We start from the raw sequence: 15,224 nt of genomic DNA, 5'->3' as shown, positions 1-15,224 counted from the left end.
GAAAGATGCAGCAAAGTGGTGGTTAACAGTCTGTCTGTGGTGGAGGACAGACTGTTAAAAATAAAGCAACAGGAAAGGACAGAAAAATGCTAAGCGAAAGTATTAAAAAACTGGTACAGTATGGAATTGAGACAGGGCTGACTCCTGCCTGTGAGAAAAACTATACAACAAATCTTCTTCTTGATGTTTTTAAAGAAGATGAATACACAGAACCGGCAGAGGAATATTCTGATATTAATCTGGAAGAAGTTCTGAAAGAACTGTTAGACGAAGCTGTAGAACGTGGTCTGATTCAGGACAGTGTGGTTTACAGAGATCTGTTTGATACAAGATTAATGAACTGTCTTATGCCCCGCCCGGCTCAGGTACAGAAGTCTTTCTGGGAAAAATATGAGAAATCTCCGGAAGAAGCAACAGATTATTTCTATAAATTAAGCCAGGACAGTGATTATATTCGTCGTTATCGTGTAAAGAAAGACCAGAAATGGACTGTGGATTCTCCTTATGGAGCAATTGATATTACAATCAACCTTTCTAAGCCAGAGAAAGATCCGAAAGCTATTGCTGCGGCAAAGCTTATCAAATCAAGCAGCTATCCCAAATGTCTGCTTTGTCCGGAAAATGAGGGATATGCAGGCCGCGCAAATCATCCTGCAAGAGAGAATCACAGAATCATTCCGATCACAATCAATGATAGTCCGTGGGGAATGCAGTACTCTCCTTATGTTTATTATAATGAGCATTGTATTGTATTTAATTTCCAGCACACACCTATGAAAATCGAGAGAAACACATTTATCAAGCTGTTTGATTTCGTGAAGCTGTTTCCACATTATTTTCTGGGGTCAAATGCAGACTTACCGATTGTGGGAGGTTCTATTCTCAGTCACGATCATTTCCAGGGCGGCCATTATACGTTTGCTATGGCAAAGGCTGAAATTGAGAAATATGTAACTATTCCGGGCTATGAGGATGTGGAGGCTGGTATTGTAAAATGGCCGCTGTCTGTACTTCGTATCCGTCATAAAGATGAGAAGCGCCTGATTGATCTGGCAACTCATGTGCTGGAGGTTTGGAGAGGCTATACAGATGAGGCTGCATTCATTTTTGCAGAAACGGATGGTGAACCTCATAATACGATCACTCCGATCGCACGTAAAAAAGGTGATATGTATGAGTTGGATCTGACTCTGCGAAACAATATTACCACAGAAGAAAATCCTCTTGGCGTATATCATCCGCATGCACAGTACCATCATATTAAGAAGGAGAATATCGGTCTGATCGAGGTTATGGGCTTGGCAGTTCTCCCTGCGCGACTAAAAGAAGAACTGGAGCTTTTGGAAGAATATATTCTGGATGGCAAGGATGTTGCTTCTAATGAGAAGATTGAAAAACATGCGCAGTGGGTAAAAGAATTCCTTCCGAAGTACGATCATCTTGATAAAGACAATATTGAAGAGGTTCTTCATAAAGAAGTTGGAAATGTGTTTGTTCACGTGCTGGAAGATGCTGGTGTTTACAAATGTACAGGAGAGGGCAGAGCTGCATTTATGCGTTTTATTGAAAATTTGTAACCAAATCATAAAGACAATCTTTTGGGGTTGAAAGAATGTGTCCGTTTGATTATACTGAAGACAGCACAGAAGATGAAATAAGAACTATTTATTTTCTGTGCAGATGATGAAAGCAGGAGAGACATTAAAAAGCAGAGGAGTGCCTATGAAAAATAAAACAAAAAGAAAAAATAGGATTTTCCGGGTTCTGTTGGCCACAATGTTGATTTTGTTCGGAGTTTCATTTAGAAATGATGGAAAAATTGGGATTAGTGGTGTTCAGTCTGTACAGGCGGCCACTAAGAACGTAGTTGTCAGATTCTGGAATCAAAGTGGAAAAACATCTTATTCCAAGCTGCGTATAAAGGTAAGTGCCGGGAAAAAAATTAAGCTTCCGGCAGTTCCTGCAATTACCGGATACAAAAATCTTGGCTGGTCCACTCAGAAAAACGATACCAAAGCGGTATATGCCGCGGGGAAAAAAATACGTCTGAAAAAGAATATAAATCTGTACGCGGTGCGTAAAAAAGTTGGTATATATAAAGTTTATTTCTATGATAATACCGGAAGCACCAGTACAGTATTTAAGAAACTAAACAAAGCTGTTACAAAAAACGGATATCTTACCTTGCCAGAGCTTCCACAAAAAAGCGGCTATAAGGCAGTTGGATGGAGTACTAAAAAGAATGCTTCCCAAGCGGCGTATACAGAGGGACAGAAGATTCGAATCAAAAAAAATATAAAATTATATGCTGTTTACGAGTCTGATACAACATTTACGGTGGCTTTGTGCAAGAATGATGGAACCGTTTACAAGACAGAGAATGTAGCATCTGGAAGTTCTTATACATTGCCGTCTGTAAGAAATGCATCCGGATACACCTTTATGGGATGGGATATCCAGTTAGGAAAAAGCACAGCACCGCGTTATGAAGCTGGTGATACTATTACAGTAAACAGCAACATAAAGCTGTATGCAGTTGTGTTTAACCGTTCCGCTGAGGAAGACCTGACTCTTTCAGAGCTTCTGCAATCCGCAAGCAGCTGGAAGATTGGAAATGGCAGCAGCCGGGGGTACAATCACATTATTTTTGTAGGAGACTCCCGTACCAATCGTATGCAGAGAACGCTGCAAAATTTAAATTCAGGGTATTATGAGTCGAATCTGCTGCGTGATATTGATTTTGTATACGAAGAGGGAAAGGGCCTTGAATGGCTGAAGTCTCAGGGAATGAATACGGTTCTTTCTATTGCAGAAGAGAATTATTCCGTTCTGAAACCGACTGCGGTTATTTTTAATCTGGGAGTAAACGATCCTGGAAATATGTATGATTATATTTCTTATTATCAGGAGATTGCTGAGAGCTTACAGAAAAAGAACTGCAAGCTGTTCTTTATGTCGGTGAATCCGGTAAACAGTAAGACAATCGAATATCTTGGTAAGAATGCAATCCGAAAAGAAGAAGTAATCCGCAAATTCAATTCTGTTGTGGGTAGTGCTCTTGGCAGCACTTTCGAATATATTGATACGTATTCTTATCTGATGGAGAATGGATATGGTACCAATATTAGTGGAACTGGAGTTGACCTGCCAGACGATGATGGACTTCATTACACCACCAAGACTTACAAACGAATTTTTAAGTATTGTCTGGATTATCTTATATTGCATTAAACGTTCAGAGAAATACTGAGAATGAGGCAACTTTGCAATAGGAAAATACTTACAGAAGAGAAGATCTTTGTCCAAAAGTGTCGAAGCTTAACAGACAGGATCTTCTTTTATTCCCTGGAAAAATATCCTTGCGCGAATAAGAGGAATAGTCTATACTATAGAGAAATGAGTGTTTGGAAAAATGAGGAGAAAGAGGAACTAATTATGAAACTTACAACAGTAAAAGAGATTTACAGAGAACGGGATAAATACCTGGATCAGGAAATCACCGTAGGCGGCTGGGTACGAAGCGTTCGTGATTCCAAGACCTTTGGATTTGTTGTTCTCCATGATGGAACATATTTTGAGACCCTTCAGATCGTTTACCATGATACAATGGACAATTTTGCTGAGATTTCCAAACTGAATGTAGGCGCAGCGATTATTGTAAAGGGAACTCTGGTAGCGACTCCACAGGCGAAACAGCCATTTGAGATCCAGGCTGCAGAGATTTCTGTAGAGGGAACATCTGCACCAGATTATCCGCTTCAGAAGAAACGCCACAGTCTTGAGTATTTAAGAACGATCACACATCTTCGTTCCAGAACAAATACCTTCCAGGCTGTTTTCCGTGTACGTTCCCTCTGTGCATATGCAATACACAAATTCTTTCAGGAGAGAGGTTTTGTTTATGTACACACTCCGCTGATCACAGGAAGTGACTGCGAGGGTGCAGGTGAGATGTTCCAGGTTACAACCATGGATCTGAATAATATTCCTACAGATGATAAGGGAAATATTGATTACTCTCAGGATTTCTTTGGGAAAGAGACAAACCTGACTGTAAGCGGTCAGTTGAACTGTGAGACATTTGCACAGGCATTCCGTAATGTATATACATTTGGACCAACTTTCCGTGCCGAGAACTCCAACACCACACGTCATGCAGCTGAGTTCTGGATGATCGAGCCTGAGTGTGCATTTGCTGATCTTGAAGACAACATGAATCTTGCAGAAGCGATGCTGAAATATGTGATTGGATATGTTCTTGAGAATGCTCCGGAGGAAATGAACTTCTTCAATTCTTTTGTGGACAAAGGACTTCTTGACAGATTGAACCATGTGGCAAGCTCTGAGTTCGGTCGTGTTACTTATACAGAAGCAATTGAGCTTCTCGAGAAGAATAATGACAAGTTTGATTATAAAGTATCCTGGGGATGTGATCTGCAGACAGAACATGAGCGTTATCTGACAGAACAGATTTTTAAGAAACCTATTTTTGTTACAGACTATCCAAAGGAAATTAAAGCATTCTATATGAAAGCAAACGAGGATGGCAAGACTGTTGCAGCTATGGACTGCCTGGTTCCTGGAATTGGTGAGATTATCGGTGGAAGCCAGAGAGAGGATGACTATGGTAAGTTGAAAGCTCGTATGGAAGAGCTTGGGCTGAAGGAAGAAGACTATGACTTCTATCTTGATTTGCGTAAATATGGTTCTACACGTCATTCAGGATTTGGTCTTGGATTTGAGCGCTGTGTAATGTATCTCACAGGAATGGGCAATATCCGTGACGTAATTCCATTCCCGAGAACAGTTAACAACTGCGATTTATAAAACGAGGTAAAAGAATGAGATTTATTCATCTTGCAGATGTACATCTTGGTGCAGTGCCCGACAGAGGCTGCCCATGGAGTGACAAGCGGGAGAATGAAATCTGGGAAACATTCCGCCGGGTTATTGCGGGTATCCGCGAAAATCCGGTGGATTTGTTATTTATAGCCGGAGATTTGTTCCATCGTCAGCCACTTCCATATGAATTGAAAGAAGTAAACGAGTTATTTTCCGGAATACCGGAAACAAGGGTATATTTAATGGCAGGAGAAAGGGATTATCTGAAAGAAAATTCTTTTTACAGAACTTTCACCTGGGCACCGAATGTGACTTTTTTTCCAGAAGAGAAGGTAACCTGTGTGAAAGATACGCAATTCGAGGTATATGTTTATGGAATGAGCTATGAACATTCACAGATCAGACAGCCCTTGTATGATGGCGTACGCCCTGTGAAAAATAATGGAGTGCATATTCTTATAGCTCATGGCGGTGATGAAAGCCATTGCCCATTAAATACAGCTGCGCTTGCAGGAGCAGGTTTTGATTATATTGCATTGGGTCATTTCCATACTCCCCAGAACGTAATAAGAGATGTGGCTGCTTACAGCGGAGCTCTTGAGCCAATTGAAAGCAATGATCTGGGAGCACATGGCTACATTGAGGGAAGGATTGAAAATGGAAAAGTGAAAACCAGATTTGTGCCGTTTTCTATTCGAACCTATAGTCAGCTTCTTCTCAATGTAAATGAAGAAAGCACCCAGCTATCTATTGAAGAAGCTTTGAAGGATGAGATATTTAAAAAAGGCGGACTGAATATATATCGTGTAATTCTTCAAGGGAAAAGAAAACCAGAGCTTTTTCTGATTCCGGAAAAACTGAAATCCTTTGGAAATATTACAGAAGTACTGGATGAGACCAGACCTGCTTATGATCTGGAAGAACTGCAAAAAAAATATGCCGGAACTTTGATAGGGGATTATATCTGCTTTTTTATGGAAAAAAACAGAAATACAGTGGAAGATAAGGCCCTGTACTATGGTTTGCAGGCACTGTTGGAGACAAGACATTCCAGCTGACACAAAGCAGATAGTAACAGAAAATATGTATTGCAGTGTAAAATTGAGATGTATGTGCGAGGGAATAAGGTTATATGATTTTTAAACGCATATTAATAAATAATTTTGGTGGGCTTCGGGAAAAAGACATAGAACTGACCTCTGGAGTAAATGTGCTCTATGGACTAAAAGAAACAGAAATGAACATTGTGTTTATCTTTGTGAAGAGCATGTTCTTTGGAGTGCCTGAGGAAATGCAGGAAAAGAATGGAATTTATGAAAAAGCAGGAACTGAAGCTTCCCGGGAAAAATATGGTGGAACTATATGGTTTCAGCACAATGGAAAAGATTACCGCCTGACGCGGGAAACAGGGGCAGGAATCCATAATTGTGAGCTGTTCTGTGAAGATACCAGAGAAATTTTAAATGGGGAAAATGGAGCCCTCGAGAGGATCCTTGGGGGATTTAGTGAGAACCTGTTCGACAATACTGTTATGGTAGAATCACTTAGCGGTAGTTCTTCCAGGGAAATGGCAAAGGAACTACAGAATAAACTGGCTGTTCTCAGCAAAAGCGGAGATGGTCTGGTGGATCTTGGAAGAACGGAGCAGATGCTGAAGATGTGGCGCAAGGGATATCTCACCCAGAAAGAACGTGGCAGGAAAGCAGTTCAGAGAGAACAGGAAAAACTGAGCGAGAAACTGGAAAGTCTGCAGAATGACCTGGATGGACTTCGGGACCAGAAGGGGCAGGTGGTTCAGGCGCAGGCAAAAATCTATTCGGCAGCAGGGAAAGAAGAAGCCACTGTGATTGAAGAACAGCTGCAGACTATAGAGAAAAAGAATCTGGGAATGGTGATAGCAGGTATTCTGGCCGTTATTGTGGGAATTATTGGTATTGTTGGAAGATTTCAGTTAACTGATGAGATGTCTAAAATAGGAATGGATGTATGCATCATTGCTGCTGTTGTGGCAATGGTTTATACACTTACTGCACGAAGAAAGCTGCATATGGAGTTTGTAAAGCTAAAGAAGAAAAAAGTGTATTTGCAGTCACAGCAGGAAAAGCTGAAATCCAGTAAAGAAGATATTGATGGAATTTACGGTGAGAAACTGACTGCTTTTACGAATTTGCAGAGCGAATATCAGGAATTTGAGCTGGAAATGTCACTTCCTACTTCTGAAGATCTGGAAACACAGTCCTTGAACCTGGCTATGGATACCATTAAAGAGCTGTCACGCAGTATTTATCTTGAGAAAGGCAGAAAGATTCGGATACGAGCATCCCAAATTTTCAGGGAACTTACAGATGGAAAATATATAGAGTTCTATGGAGATGAGGGACAGAGTTTGGAACTGTGTCTGGAAGAGGGAACTGTTTTGGCAGAAAATCTGGAAAAGGAAAACCTTGAAATGCTGTATTTTTCTATTCAGATGGCTGCTGCTGAGTTGTTCACGAATGAAACTGTTTTTCCAGTTATTTTGGATGATATTTTCCATGGGAAGAATCAGGATAAGCTTATGGCAGTTTTCAGGTGGCTGAAAAAACAGCCCAGACAGGTGCTGCTTTTTACCAATAATAAGGATATGGCTGACATTTTTTAGAAAACTGTTACAGTGAATGTTAAGTGATCGCGAAGCATGTAACTGTGAAAGTACTGAACAGTTACAAATAAATGATAACAAAACAAGAGGCTGACACCTGGAAGGGTCAGCCTCAAATTATTTTATTTATTTCTCATACTGTGCCATATATTTGTTTACACAGCGTTTAATCCTGTCAACTGGATTCAGCAGATGGCTTACAGACATATCATGATTCAGTGTATCAATGATCAGTGCAATGTATTTGCTCATATCACAGGAAATGTAATATGGTTTTGCAAGAAGTTCCTCAGACTGATATACCATATTGGTAGTGAGAAGCTTGTCAAATACACCAGCAGCATGTGCTTCATCGAATTTCTTAAGGTTGTCTGTAAACAGACCGAACGTGGAGCAAAGGTAAATTCTGCCGGCACCCCTGTCCTTAAGAAGAGAAGCAATCTTCAGGATAGTGTCACCAGAAGAGATCATGTCATCAATCAGGATCATATCCTTGCCTGCTACATTTGGACCAAGGAACTCATAGGCTGCAATCGGATGTCTTCCTCCTATATTCTTGGAGTAGTCAAGGCGTTTGTAATACATGCCCATATCAACACCCAGGATGTTTGCAAGATAGATCGCACGGCTCATGCTGCCCTCATCCGGGCTGATGATCATAAAATGCTCATTGTCAATATGAAGTCCCTGTTCATGGTTCAGAAGAGCCTTGATAAACTGATAAGAAGGCTGAACAGTCTCAAATCCATGAAGTGGGGTGGCATTCTGAATCTGTGGGTCATGTGCGTCGAAAGTGATAATATTTTCAACTCCCATATTTATCAGTTCATGAAGGGAAGTAGCACAGTCAAGAGACTCTCTTCCAATACGCTTGCTCTGACGACCCTCATAAAGGTATGGCATGATTACATTCACGCGGCGGGCCTTTCCTCCAATAGCTGCAATTACACGCTTCAGATCCTGATAATGATCATCTGGGGACATCAGGTTGGTGTATTTGCCAATTGGATATGAGATGTTGTAGTTACATACATCTACAAGAATATAAACATCATCTCCTCGCACGGACTCGGTGATCACACATTTACCTTCTCCGGAACCGAAACGAGGGTTCTGAACTTTGATTGTATAGGAATCTCTTTTGTATCCTTCAAAGGCGAAAGAATCTGATTCTGAATGCTCACGCTCCTTACGCCACTTAACGAGCCATTCGTCGACTTTCTGTCCAAGGCTCCTGCAGCTTTCCAAAGGAACTAATCCCAGTCTTCCAACGGGAAGTGTAGTCAATTCTTCTTGTGCCATTCTTTACTTTCCTCCTAAAAAAATTTTCTGAATGCGGATATCTTTTCCCACAAGCTTGGTCATCTGATAGTTGCTGGCGATGCGGGAAAAGGTTCTCTCAGAATAAGTTGCTGAGAAATCTTCCAGCTTCAGGTTTGTGGAAATAATCGTAGATTTCTTGCGCATGATCCGCTCATTGATGCACAGGAAAAGCTGTGAAGATACAAAGCTGTTGGTAAGCTCTGTACCCAGGTCATCAATAATCAGCAGGTCACAGTCAAAAATCGGTTCATCATCGGGAGCGTCGCTGCCTCTGGAAAAAGCAGAGCCTGCAAGAAAATCAAAAAGCTCGAATGAAGAAAAATAAAGTACACAGTGTGCACTGTCCAGAAGATCGTGAGCGATGCAGTGGGAAAGAAAGGTCTTGCCCACACCTGTGTCGCCGTAGAAAAACAGGTTCTGGAAAGAATTATCAAAGTCAGCGACAAATTCCTTCGCCATCTTATACGCGCGACGTGCAGTCTCACGTTCGGTGAGTCCCGTTGAATCATTTGTTATTGTATCAGAATAAAAGTCAAAAGAAAAGTGGTCAAAGTTCTCTTTTTCAAGAATTTCTTTTAAATTTGACTGTGTATACAGAAGTTCGATCTCTGCCTTCTTGAAACAGGAGCATTTCTGGCTGCCGATATAGCCAGTATCCTGGCAAAGAGGGCAGGTGTAGCTCATCTCCAAATAATCAGCAGGATAGCCGGAAGAAAGCAGTAATGCAGTGCGTTCCTGGGAAAGCAGGGCAATATCATTGCGAAGATCTTCAATGCCGACTTCCTGGCGGCTGATCAGGGCCCGGGCCTTCCTGGCACTTAAAGTAGCTACTTCCTCGTCGATTTCACGCAGACGGGGAATTTTCTCATAGGCTTCAGCAAGATGCTCTTCCTGTATGCGGCGGTTCCTGGCCTGGCGACGGTTGTATTCCCGCATTATAGTATCGTATTGGTAATTCTGTAAGGGCATGTAAATTCTCCTTCCAGGTTATAAGACGTTCGTATGTGTTTTAAAGAAAAATCTGTTTCCAGGATTTAATTTGGTTTGTTAAGCAGTTTCTTCTCATATTCAGCAAAATCGTAGTCACGCTGATGGAAATTGTTAAAGCGGTTTGGGGCTGCGGATTTCGGCTTGTCTGCCTTCGACACTGCTTTTTCCAGCTTGCGCTTCTGGTGCTGGGCATCCTGAAGACGGACATCCCCTAAAGTTCGGATGTTTTTATCCTTCCAGCGCTGCAGAATTTTGTCTGCATATGGAAAACTTGGCTGTCCAGTCTGCAGAATTGTCCGTGAGCAGGCTTCCTGAATCAATTCCATGGCAAAACCATAGTCCCTGGTCCAGGTATTGATCAGCGAAATTTCCGCGTCTGAAGGATTGCGGTTGGCAATTCCCATCGCTTTCAGAACAGAAAAATATTCTTTGCTGTAGCGGGAGGTGGAATCCTTTGCCATTTCAACTGTGGTAATTCCTTCCTCCTTCCATGCCATGGCAACCGTCTCGATATAACGGATGCTGCGGTGGTCACGTCCTACACAGTATTCGATCAGATAATCGATCAAATCTACAGACATGTGCAGCTCGTCGTAGAAAAACAGGATTTTGCGTGTCTCTGTGGGGGTGAGCGTTTTGCCGAGGTATTGCTCGGCAATGTAAAGAAGCTGGATAATATCTTCATTCTGTTTCAGCTCCTTCACCCGATCCGGGGTAAGCGCTTTCGTTTCGGAAAGTGGTTTGGAGAAAGAAGGGGGGACAGGCAGATCGGTGCTGCGGCGGGAGACCTGATCAGTCTGCAACGGTTTATCAGTGGGGACACTGGGAATGCCGGCTGTGGGTTCTGGGGCAGAAATGTGATAAGCATCAGGCACATCTCCGAGCGAACCAGCGTTACAGATACCTGCGGGAGTCACCGTAGCCAGCATATCTGCTTCATTCCACGGTGCCTGTAAGGTAATTCCTGTCAATTCAGCTTCCTCGTATAAGAGGGTAATCAGCTTCTCAGACTCCCAGTATTTCAGCGCACGGAGGATATCTCCTTCTGTACAGAACAGGGAATCTGCCATCTGGGAAAGCCCGAAAGCTTCCTCCGGGCGGCCAAGCATACGGAGCAGATAAATATAGACTTTTACAAATTCTCCATTTGCCTTTGGCATAAAACGGTCGATAAAAATATTGGATAAAATGGTGGCATCATTAAGCCCTGTACTATGTAACCTGATCATGGAAACACTCCTTATCTGGGAATATGAATCATCACTGTTCATTGTGTTTGCATTATAGCACACCCCTTTTTAAATGAGAATAGGAGATTTTTTGCCGGGATTTTTACAAAATGTGTGTGGACTACTATGTGGATAATGTGGATAATGTGGAAACCAAGTTGCACATAATGTTTATGGGAAACCCGAAAAATGCGGAAAATTAAAGAAAAACTGTGATTTTTGTCGAGTTATGTCGTAGTATTATGTTAAGCACTTTATACACATAAGAATCCACATGCAGGCCAGTGCAAAAATGTGCATAAGCCTGTGGATAATGTGGATAACTATTAAATTCTTGAATTTCCAAGCTTTTTTCAATGTGGATAATTATTTTTGGCAAAAACAGTCTGTGACCGTGGATATGAGAAGGTATGCACGTTTTGCCAGGAAAAACAGATCAGAGACAATAAAAATGGTAAAACAAAAACAGCGGATGCCAGGTCTTAAAAGGACATGACAACCGCTGAAATTGCAATCAATTATTTTCCAAGTAACTGTTCTCCGATTTTAACAACATCTCCGGCACCCATTGTGATCAACAGATCTCCGGCTTCACAATTATTCAGCAGGAAATTCTCAATCTCATCAAAGGTTGGGAAATATTCGCATGGAGTACCAAGCTCCTGGATCCGTGCCTGCAGATCCTTGGAAGAGATTCCAAGATTATCTGTTTCTCTTGCTGCATAAATGTCTGCCAGAACCACATGATCGGCAAGCTTAAGAGCCTGTGCAAATTCCGGAAGAAGAGCCTTGGTACGTGTGTAAGTATGAGGCTGGAATACGCACCACAGCTTCTTGTGTGGATAATTGTGTGCAGCGTTTAAAGTAGCTTGGATTTCTGTTGGATGATGCGCATAATCATCAACAATGGTAACGCCTGCTACTTCGCCTTTATACTGGAAACGGCGATCTGTTCCTGTGAAACTGCCAAGTCCTTTGACAATGACATCATTCGGAATCTGAAGAAGCCGAGCCAGAGCAATTGCTGCCAGGGCATTGGAAACATTGTGGCTGCCCGGAACTTTCAGATAGAAACTGCCGGCCTTTCTGCCATCCTTCAGAACGGTAAAGGATGCATGTCCATATTTGTCATAAGTGATATCTGTGGCCTGATACTGAGCTTCATGCTCCAGACCATATGTAATAATTTTACATGAAAGGTCTTTGATAATATCCTGATAATGCAGCGTATCCGCATTGATGATCAGGGCTCCGTCTGCGGGAAGCAGCTGGGCAAATCTGCGGAAGGAATGACGGATATCATCAATATCCTTAAAAAAGTCCAGATGGTCAGCATCAATGTTCAGGATCACACTGATCTTCGGGAAAAAGCTTAAAAAGCTGTTGGTATACTCACAGGCTTCTGTGACAAATGTTTCGGACTGACCTACTCGGATATTTCCCCCGATAGAAGGAAGAATGCCGCCAACACTGATGGTCGGATCCGCATCTGCTTCCAGAAGAATCTGGGAGATCATGGAAGTAGTGGTGGTCTTGCCATGGGTTCCGGAAACTGCGATTGGGGTATCGTAGTTGCGCATGATCTGACCAAGAAGCTGGGCTCTGGTCAGCATTGGAATGCCTTTTTCCACTGCACTGGCATATTCCGGGTTATCCGGATGAATGGCTGCAGTGTAAACTACAAGTTCTACATCGTCTGTAATATTGGAAGCGCGCTGTCCGTAAAAGATGCGTGCACCTTTCCTGGTAAGGGAATCCGTAAGCGGGCTTTCTTTGGAATCAGAGCCGGAAACCTTGAAATCCTCGCCGAGAAGGATCTCAGCAAGTCCGCTCATGCTGATTCCGCCAATACCGATAAAATGGATATGAAGCGGTTTATGGAAGTCTATCTGATACATGTTAATCTCCTTATGCTAATCATTTTTGAAGCGATTCAATATTCATTGAAGGAAAAGCCTCCTGAATCGTTATGAATTTTTACAATTACTTTCATTTATTATACCCCGAACTGTGAAAATTGCAAAGTATTTCTTTGGATAGTCGGTAACCAATACAATAATTTCCCTTTCCTACAGTGTCGCTGTTCACGATTTTCACAGCAGTATGCTTCGCAAAACACAGTAATACTACTGTACAAAATGAATAAAAAAAACAATCAGAGATTCGGTTGTGTCGAAAAAACATGTACAATAACGATAAAAAAAGTAAAATATCAACAAATAAATTGTAAAATATGTTTATTAAATATGGGAAGTATGGTATAATGATAAATCATAACTACAACAAGAGGTGATAGCATGATTAAAAAAGAAATGATTGCCATGCTCTTAGCCGGCGGCCAAGGCAGCAGACTTGGGGTACTGACAGAAAAAGTGGCCAAACCAGCAGTAGCTTTTGGAGGTAAGTACCGTATCATTGATTTTCCGTTAAGTAACTGTATTAATTCAGGAATTGATACAGTTGGAGTCCTGACACAGTATCAGCCTCTGAGACTGAATACCCATATCGGTATCGGTGTTCCGTGGGACCTGGACAGAACTGAAGGCGGTGTAACCGTACTTCCACCTTATGAGAAGAGCACAAACAGCGAGTGGTACACAGGAACAGCCAATGCCATTTTCCAGAATATGGCGTATATGGAGCAGTACAATCCCGATTATGTGCTTATCCTTTCAGGAGATCATATATATAAGATGGATTACGAGGTTATGCTCGACTTCCACAAGGCAAATAAGGCGGATGTGACCATTGCCTGTATGCCTGTACCTATTGAGGAAGCCAGCCGTTTCGGCATCATGGTAACGGATGAGACTTTCCGTGTAACTGAATTTGAGGAGAAACCAGAGCATCCAAGCAGCAATCTGGCATCTATGGGAATTTATATTTTCAGCTGGCCGGTTCTGAAGGAAGCGCTTTACGCACTGAAGGATCAGCAGAGTTGTGACTTTGGTAAACATATTCTTCCATATTGCAAGGATAAAGGACAGCGCCTTTTCGCCTATGAATACAATGGCTACTGGAAAGATGTTGGAACTCTTGGTTCCTACTGGGAAGCAAATATGGAACTGATTGATATTATTCCTGAGTTTAATCTTTATGAGGAATTCTGGAAGATTTACACCAAGGGGGATATCATCCAGCCGCAGTATATTTCAGAAGAGGCCGTTCTGGACAGATGTCTTATCGGTGAAGGCTCTGAAATCTATGGCGAAGTACATAATTCTGTAATCGGATCGAATGTTGTGATCGGAAAGGGCAGTGTGATCCGGGATTCCATTATCATGCGGAATACAACCATCGGTGAGAATGTAAACATGGAAAAGGCAATTGTGGCAGAGGACGTAACCATAGGAAATGATGTGGTTCTTGGCTGCGGCGAGGAAGCACCTAATATAAAGAAACCTGCGGTATATGCATTTGGCATTGCGACCATAGGAGAAGGCTCCGTGATTCCGGATAATGTTAAGATTGGAAAGAACACGGCGATTTCCGGTGTGACCACCCAGGCAGATTATCCGGATGGCATTCTGGAAAGCGGACAGGTAATTGCAACAAAGGACGGTGACAAAGCATGAGAGCAATCGGAATTATTTTAGCCGGCGGTAACAATAACCGCATGAGAGAATTATCAGACAAAAGGGCAATTGCAGCAATGCCTATTGCCGGAAGCTACAGAAGCATAGATTTTGCCCTGAGTAATATGGCGAACTCCCGCATTCAGAAAGTAGCTGTACTGACTCAGTACAATGCACGTTCCCTGAATGAGCATTTAAGCTCCTCCAAATGGTGGGATTTCGGAAGAAAGCAGGGCGGTCTTTTCGTATTTACTCCTACTATCACCAAAGAAAACGGTTTCTGGTATCAGGGAACTGCAGATGCTATTTATCAGAATCTCAATTTCCTGAAGAACAGTCATGAGCCATATGTTGTCATCGCATCCGGTGACTGCGTGTACAAGATGGACTATAACAAGGTTCTGGAATATCACATTGCGAAACGCGCTGACATTACCGTTGTATGCACTACATGTCCGGATCCTTCCGAGGTTGAGCGTTTCGGTGTCCTTCGCATGAATGAGGACTGCAGGATTGAGGAATTTGAGGAGAAGCCAATGGTTTCCCCATATAATACTATTTCTACAGGTATTTATGTGATCCGAAGAAGACAGCTGATCGAACTGATTGAGAAGGCTGCACAGG

Annotated in this window: 11 protein-coding genes; 7 read left to right on the top strand and 4 right to left on the bottom strand. The window is 42.2% G+C overall.

The window, feature by feature from the left end:
* The first annotated feature begins 86 nt into the window (after positions 1 to 86).
* The 5 genes from galT to AB5706_RS00035 all read left to right on the top strand — a co-directional run bounded on the left by galT (position 87) and on the right by AB5706_RS00035 (position 7,483).
* Positions 87 to 1,577, top strand: coding sequence for a UDP-glucose--hexose-1-phosphate uridylyltransferase (gene galT / locus AB5706_RS00055; protein WP_118577991.1), 1,491 nt, complete (start codon positions 87 to 89; stop codon positions 1,575 to 1,577).
* 145 nt (positions 1,578 to 1,722) lie between these two features.
* On the top strand, positions 1,723 to 3,231 hold the full coding sequence (locus tag AB5706_RS00050; protein WP_173773067.1) for an InlB B-repeat-containing protein: 1,509 nt from the start codon (positions 1,723 to 1,725) through the stop codon (positions 3,229 to 3,231).
* 204 nt (positions 3,232 to 3,435) lie between these two features.
* Positions 3,436 to 4,827 (top strand): asparagine--tRNA ligase, encoded by a 1,392-nt coding sequence (gene asnS / locus AB5706_RS00045; protein ID WP_173715850.1) that lies wholly within the window; start codon positions 3,436 to 3,438, stop codon positions 4,825 to 4,827.
* A gap of 14 nt (positions 4,828 to 4,841) precedes the next feature.
* Positions 4,842 to 5,900, top strand: coding sequence for a metallophosphoesterase family protein (locus tag AB5706_RS00040; protein WP_173769806.1), 1,059 nt, complete (start codon positions 4,842 to 4,844; stop codon positions 5,898 to 5,900).
* A gap of 74 nt (positions 5,901 to 5,974) precedes the next feature.
* Positions 5,975 to 7,483, top strand: coding sequence for an AAA family ATPase (locus AB5706_RS00035; RefSeq protein ID WP_148462212.1), 1,509 nt, complete (start codon positions 5,975 to 5,977; stop codon positions 7,481 to 7,483).
* A 126-nt stretch (positions 7,484 to 7,609) separates the two neighbouring features.
* Here the strand turns inward: AB5706_RS00035 and AB5706_RS00030 are convergent, their stop codons facing one another.
* The 4 genes from AB5706_RS00030 to murC form a co-directional block, all read right to left on the bottom strand.
* Entirely contained in the window at positions 7,610 to 8,785 is a 1,176-nt protein-coding gene (locus AB5706_RS00030) for a ribose-phosphate pyrophosphokinase (protein WP_148462213.1), read from the bottom strand.
* A 3-nt stretch (positions 8,786 to 8,788) separates the two neighbouring features.
* Complete coding sequence (locus tag AB5706_RS00025; RefSeq protein ID WP_148462214.1) at positions 8,789 to 9,775, bottom strand: ATP-binding protein; 987 nt, start codon at positions 9,773 to 9,775, stop codon at positions 8,789 to 8,791.
* Positions 9,776 to 9,840: 65 nt separating this feature from the next.
* Complete coding sequence (locus AB5706_RS00020; protein ID WP_227200611.1) at positions 9,841 to 11,025, bottom strand: DnaD domain protein; 1,185 nt, start codon at positions 11,023 to 11,025, stop codon at positions 9,841 to 9,843.
* A gap of 518 nt (positions 11,026 to 11,543) precedes the next feature.
* Complete coding sequence (gene murC / locus AB5706_RS00015; RefSeq protein WP_173719060.1) at positions 11,544 to 12,923, bottom strand: UDP-N-acetylmuramate--L-alanine ligase; 1,380 nt, start codon at positions 12,921 to 12,923, stop codon at positions 11,544 to 11,546.
* A 399-nt stretch (positions 12,924 to 13,322) separates the two neighbouring features.
* Between murC and AB5706_RS00010 the strand changes: the two genes are divergently transcribed.
* Both AB5706_RS00010 and AB5706_RS00005 read left to right on the top strand, forming a co-directional pair.
* Positions 13,323 to 14,600, top strand: a complete 1,278-nt coding sequence (locus tag AB5706_RS00010) for a glucose-1-phosphate adenylyltransferase (protein ID WP_118577984.1) — start codon at positions 13,323 to 13,325, stop codon at positions 14,598 to 14,600.
* Positions 14,597 to 15,224, top strand: a 628-nt coding sequence (locus AB5706_RS00005) for a glucose-1-phosphate adenylyltransferase family protein (protein WP_368365642.1), incomplete at its 3' end; no start/stop codon positions are given. The genes AB5706_RS00010 and AB5706_RS00005, both read left to right, overlap by 4 nt.

The organism is Ruminococcus sp. RTP21484sp1_RTP21277st1_D2_RTP21277_210401 (assembly GCF_040924225.1).
GTDB lineage: Bacteria > Bacillota > Clostridia > Lachnospirales > Lachnospiraceae > Blautia_A > Blautia_A faecis.
Note: the sequence above shows the minus strand (reverse complement) of the source record. Positions and strands in the feature narration are given on the sequence as shown.

What these genes read in the sequence shown, in the direction of transcription:
- AB5706_RS00025 (WP_148462214.1), bottom strand. Translation starts at nt 9,775, where the DNA reads ATGCCCTTACAGAATTACCAATACGATACTATAATGCGGGAATACAAC.
- murC (WP_173719060.1), bottom strand. Translation starts at nt 12,923, where the DNA reads ATGTATCAGATAGACTTCCATAAACCGCTTCATATCCATTTTATCGGT.
- AB5706_RS00050 (WP_173773067.1), top strand. Translation starts at nt 1,723, where the DNA reads ATGAAAAATAAAACAAAAAGAAAAAATAGGATTTTCCGGGTTCTGTTG.
- AB5706_RS00035 (WP_148462212.1), top strand. Translation starts at nt 5,975, where the DNA reads ATGATTTTTAAACGCATATTAATAAATAATTTTGGTGGGCTTCGGGAA.
- AB5706_RS00040 (WP_173769806.1), top strand. Translation starts at nt 4,842, where the DNA reads ATGAGATTTATTCATCTTGCAGATGTACATCTTGGTGCAGTGCCCGAC.
- AB5706_RS00010 (WP_118577984.1), top strand. Translation starts at nt 13,323, where the DNA reads ATGATTAAAAAAGAAATGATTGCCATGCTCTTAGCCGGCGGCCAAGGC.
- AB5706_RS00020 (WP_227200611.1), bottom strand. Translation starts at nt 11,025, where the DNA reads ATGATCAGGTTACATAGTACAGGGCTTAATGATGCCACCATTTTATCC.
- AB5706_RS00030 (WP_148462213.1), bottom strand. Translation starts at nt 8,785, where the DNA reads ATGGCACAAGAAGAATTGACTACACTTCCCGTTGGAAGACTGGGATTA.
- galT (WP_118577991.1), top strand. Translation starts at nt 87, where the DNA reads ATGCTAAGCGAAAGTATTAAAAAACTGGTACAGTATGGAATTGAGACA.
- asnS (WP_173715850.1), top strand. Translation starts at nt 3,436, where the DNA reads ATGAAACTTACAACAGTAAAAGAGATTTACAGAGAACGGGATAAATAC.